Source organism: Acinetobacter sp. YH16031, assembly GCF_013417335.1.
Lineage (GTDB): Bacteria > Pseudomonadota > Gammaproteobacteria > Pseudomonadales > Moraxellaceae > Acinetobacter.
The window spans coordinates 1-4,699 of sequence record NZ_VPED01000069.1 but is presented as its reverse complement, the minus strand read 5'-3'; the positions used below and the strand labels follow the sequence as shown (position 1 = coordinate 4,699).

The 4,699-nt window shown below is 32.5% G+C and carries 6 protein-coding genes; 2 read left to right on the top strand and 4 right to left on the bottom strand.

Translation table 11 applies throughout. The annotated features are described in order from the left end of the window. Positions 1-436, top strand: a 436-nt coding sequence (locus FTV31_RS15520; protein WP_180015620.1) for a plasmid replication DNA-binding protein, incomplete at its 5' end; no start/stop codon positions are given. Positions 437-1,178: 742 nt separating this feature from the next. Here the strand turns inward: FTV31_RS15520 and FTV31_RS15515 are convergent. Genes FTV31_RS15515 through FTV31_RS15505 form a run of 3 tightly spaced genes read right to left on the bottom strand, consistent with a single transcriptional unit; the run spans position 1,179 to position 3,492 of the window. Then, on the bottom strand, positions 1,179-1,973 hold the full coding sequence (locus tag FTV31_RS15515; RefSeq protein ID WP_163146729.1) for a tetratricopeptide repeat protein: 795 nt from the start codon (positions 1,971-1,973) through the stop codon (positions 1,179-1,181). 11 nt (positions 1,974-1,984) lie between these two features. Then, a complete protein-coding gene (locus FTV31_RS15510) occupies positions 1,985-2,755 on the bottom strand; it encodes a hypothetical protein (RefSeq protein WP_163146730.1) in 771 nt (256 codons plus the stop codon). Positions 2,756-2,784: 29 nt separating this feature from the next. Continuing rightward, positions 2,785-3,492, bottom strand: a complete 708-nt coding sequence (locus FTV31_RS15505) for a type IV secretion protein Rhs (protein WP_163146731.1) — start codon at positions 3,490-3,492, stop codon at positions 2,785-2,787. A gap of 92 nt (positions 3,493-3,584) precedes the next feature. Here FTV31_RS15505 and FTV31_RS15500 point away from each other — a divergent pair, with 92 nt between their 5' ends. Continuing rightward, positions 3,585-4,283, top strand: coding sequence for a hypothetical protein (locus FTV31_RS15500; protein WP_163146736.1), 699 nt, complete (start codon positions 3,585-3,587; stop codon positions 4,281-4,283). A 153-nt stretch (positions 4,284-4,436) separates the two neighbouring features. Here FTV31_RS15500 and FTV31_RS17175 read toward each other — a convergent pair. Then, positions 4,437-4,699, bottom strand: a 263-nt coding sequence (locus tag FTV31_RS17175; protein ID WP_218948746.1) for a hypothetical protein, incomplete at its 5' end; no start/stop codon positions are given.

Genomic DNA, 4,699 nt, shown 5'->3' with positions numbered 1-4,699 from the left:
TATCAGAGTTTATGGCAATCCAGTCAGTGTTCAGTCCAGTACACGTACTGAACAAGTCCAGAAGGATGTACAGGTACACGTTCAGTCTGAAATTGAAAATGTATTAAAAGATCAAATTTCTTTACTCAAAAATCAGTTAGATTTAGCAAATCAAAGAGAAAAGTCTTTGATGCAACATATTGAAGATCTCACTCATAGAATTGAGTTTAAAGGCACGTTAGAACAGCCAAAACAAGAAAATACTAGTAAGCTAAATGAATCTACTAATCTAAATATAGCAACAGATCCTCGGCCAGAGATTGAGTCGAACTATGACGCATTGACTACTCCTGGTGAAGACAACAAGCGTATACCTATTCCTGAACACGTTGAACCGGAACCTAAAAAAAGGGGATTATTGGGTCGTTTAGCTCGGGCAGTTTTTACAGATGAGTAAGGTTTTATTGTTGTTTTTAGCTAAACAAAAGTGTGGAACATTGCTTGTTTATTGAGCGTGGAACATGAATAATCAATAAAAAGCCGTTCCAGTGCGCTGAACCCTGGAACGTCTTAGTATAAGTTTATGATTTATATCGAATAAAAAACAGCATTTCGTATAAGGTGTATTATGTTAATTTTAGATATTAAGAAATTAACATATAGTCATTAATTAGAGCTAAAATAATTATATGAAAAAATTTTCACTTTTTTTACTTTTAATAGGCTTCATAATTATTTTAGTTACTTTAATAAAATCAAATAAATATGATAATAAAAGTATAGATTTGAATACATGGCAAAAAATTGAAAAATTTCAAATTTTAAAAACACAAATATCTTGCTCAAGTTCACCTTGGCGAAAAGGTATAGACAGAACTGCTAAGATGAATGTTGAATACATGTATAAATATCATAACAAAATTTATTATCGTAATGCTCAAAATGTCTTAAGCATATATAGAATAACGTTATTAGAGTCATGTGACGATCTAAAAGTTAAATTAGAAAATGCCTGGCACCAGTATAATACGGATAAAGTTTTATCCGTTTATATATCTAGCATAGGTAATGAAAGTAAGTTTGTAATCAAAGAAAATCAATTCACATTTAGAAAATCTTTAATTGCTTTGATCTTGTTTGAAGCGCAAGGAGTCATACTAATATTAGTTATCATATTGATATTAACTTGCCTAATTACACTACTTAGAATTAGATATTGATTCTATTTTTTTTAGTGCATCCCCAGCATCTTTATAACCATTCTCAAATGCCCGTTGAAACCAATATTTTGCTTTTTCTAGATCATTATAGGTATTCGCATACATATAACCCAAATTATTTTGAGCTATAGGAAAATTCTGGTTTGCTGCTTGTATATAAAGATCGAGCGCTTTTTTTTCATCTTTTGGAACTATAGCTCCTTCTTCATATATGTTGGCTAAATTGTATTGAGCATCTGGTAAATTCTGTTTAGCCGCATCGGTATACAAACTAATGGCTTTATTGATATCTTTTTCAATACCATTTCCATCAAGATATGCATTAGCGAGGCTGAATTGAGCCCGAGCATATCCTTGTTTTGCAGATAAGTTATAATAATCTAAAGCTTTTGTTCGATCTTTATCTACATAATATCCATTGTCATACATTACACCTAAATTATACTGAGCTTCAGAAGAATTTAATTTAGATGCTTCATTAAACCAATAATAAGCTTTAGCTTCATTTTTTTGTGTACCTATTCCTTTGAAGTACATACCTGCTAAATCATTTTGAGCAACTACAGAACCTTCATTTGCAGCTTTTTCAAAATATTCTAAAGCTTTTTGAAAGTTTTGCTTTACACCATCACCTAAAAAATATTTTTGACCTTGTTTATATAAAGACTCTGATTGAACAAGATTTTTTTCTTTCTGAGGTACAGTCTTTGTACAACCATTAAGACTAAATACACTCAAAAACACTAAAAAAAAAGCTATTTTTTTTACATTCATTTTTCATTCACTTAGTCAGAATATTTTATCTGCCATTCTAGCATAGGGTCTTTTTCTATTTCTCTATCTCGTCGTTTCTTTTCTGCCTCCCCAGCATTTTCATTCAATTTCTTCTGAGCATTGATATATATTTCAGCCGCTTTTATTACCTCACCTCTTTTTCCAATTTCTTCACCTGCATTTTCTCCAGCTGACTTCATACCGTACTTAACTGACAAGCCAGCGATACCACAGAGGGCTAAACCAACCCCAACTTGTCTCGGATCTAATGAACGAACAGCATTTTGTGAGCATCTGCCAACAACTCCAAGTGCTAATGTTTCACCAGCTTTTTCACCAGCTTTTGAAAGCACCAACTTTGATGTTTGTTCTGCTAATTTTTCAGCATCCTCATCATGAATTGCTAAAATTATTTCTGCCCCATCTGATACCATTCCACCTTTAGTACCAATTTTATCAATTTTTTCTACAGCTTTTTTTGTATTCAGAACACTCGTATGCTGATTTCCATTAAAGATATGACCTGAAGACTTTCTACTATACACCTTAAATTCTGTAGCTTTTTTTAAACGCTCTTTACTCAATAAGGGAACATTTTTAGAATGTAAAGCTCCCCATCTAATATTATAATTCTGTGCTTTCATTACATCTGCAGTATCTTTTACATACCCAGCCCAATCAGATGCAGTTGATACTCCTGATACAACGTTATCAAGATGCTCTCTTTTTAAAACAAGCGTTGGTCTGCCATTTTTATTGACCTTTTGTGATTCATCAGCCATATCATAATTTCCTTAACGCAATGTCTTAATCAAAGTTTTTCTGAATAATTACTTCTTAAATAATCACCAGGATCTTCAGATTCTTGTAATAACTCAATTTCTTTCAGAATTTTTGGACTAATGAGAATAATTTCCCTTACTAAATTATTTTCTATTCTAGTAATAGGCTTGAACTCATCTTTTGTAAGATATTTAACTGAAAGTAAGGGAAATTCTACTGTATTGCATAGAAATTTAGCCTCACCATCTTTATTTGTTCTATTTATTAAAATAGTCTTGTTATTTTCATCACTTAGTTTGAACTCTAAATTTGCAATAGGTTCACCAATGAGATCAACAAACTTAATTAAAATCTCATCATCCATCGTTCCTGAAAAAGTATTTATATAGTAATGCCATTCATCGCCACCAACTAAAATTTTTACTTTTTCCGATTGATTTGATTTTATCCGTTCTGTTCTTCCATATTCATCAAGATTTCCTTTTTGGAACTGTCCATTTTCTCTAACGACTGAATATTTTAAGTCGCTAATATTATTTAGTTCATCAGTTTTAAATAAATTGTATACATCTAATTTATTACTATATGGAAGCACAACATTTGGCATTTCAGGTAACGAAAAGTTGACTTTACTTCCTTGTTTAAATAAATGCTGCCCTGCTTTAGCCTCAAACTTTGTCGGGGTAATAATAGTTATCCCATCTTTATTAATGATGATCTGAGATCCACCAGCCATAGATTTACCTATTTCTTATAAATTTATAAAAAATTGAGCCTGAATTTAGCGTAATATAAATGATTAATAATTCAATGATTTTTAACCAAAGCATGACATTCATCATCGCTATTCAACTGAATGATAGCATCATTGTCACTACAGACAATAAGCAAGTTGTTTTAACAGAAACAGGTGATGCTCAATTCGATCCTAAAAAAACCACAAAAATTCATCCATGGGATCAAGGCATTATTACAGGGACAGGTGAAAGCTATGTGGTGACAAGATCGATAGAATTTTTTAAAAGATTAGCGCATTCAAACATTGCTAAACTCCCCCAATGCCTCGATATTTCTAGACAGATAAGAGAACTCAAAGTAGGGACTGACTACTTTCAAGTCGAGAACACGAAATTACTCTGTTCTCGTTACACTGAGCATGGTGCACAACTTTATACGATACAACGCTTTGAACCATCACAGCCCTATGAGCTTAGCCCACTACAGCCAATGAATATTACAGTATGGATGTTTCACCCCATTATTGAAGCTATTTCTAGCGACTTAAAGAACCTCTATACTGATCTAAAAGACTATGCGACCTTTAATAACAAAGTAGATTGGATGAATTACTATCTCAATCGTCTGGCTCCCATTTACCAAAAACAAAGTCAACAAGATCCATTCATGAGCCAAAGCTTTGATTTCTTTTTTCAGACGAAGGATGAATATGTGTTTGGCCATATTCCCAACACCCAAAAGACAGCACTAGAATTCAAAGAAATTTCATCGAATATTAAGTCTATTTAACATAATGGATATTATACGAAGTACACTTGTATATTAATTTAAATATCAGTAACTTAAAAATTTTACTCTAACCAAAAAATGTACAAAATGCCGATTTTGAAACAAGTCGGCTTTTTTATGAGCGTTTTTGATAGTTCTTGCCAATAATTTTGTTTAAAAAGTAGTCAATTTTTCGGTTTTTCCAATGTTCTCAACTTCCCAGGATCTAAAATTATCCCCATTTCCTGCGGATAAACCTGGGACAGTTTTTAGCCGGTCTTGTACGCATTTGCTTACGTCAATTACGGCCCTTTGCGCCTGTACGACCTGGCTGCAATTTCCTATGATGGATTCATCAGGAACAGGAAGTTCCACACAATAATAAGAACATAGATACGCACAAGGACTGTAAGGTACGACAGGAGTTATACCTAAAC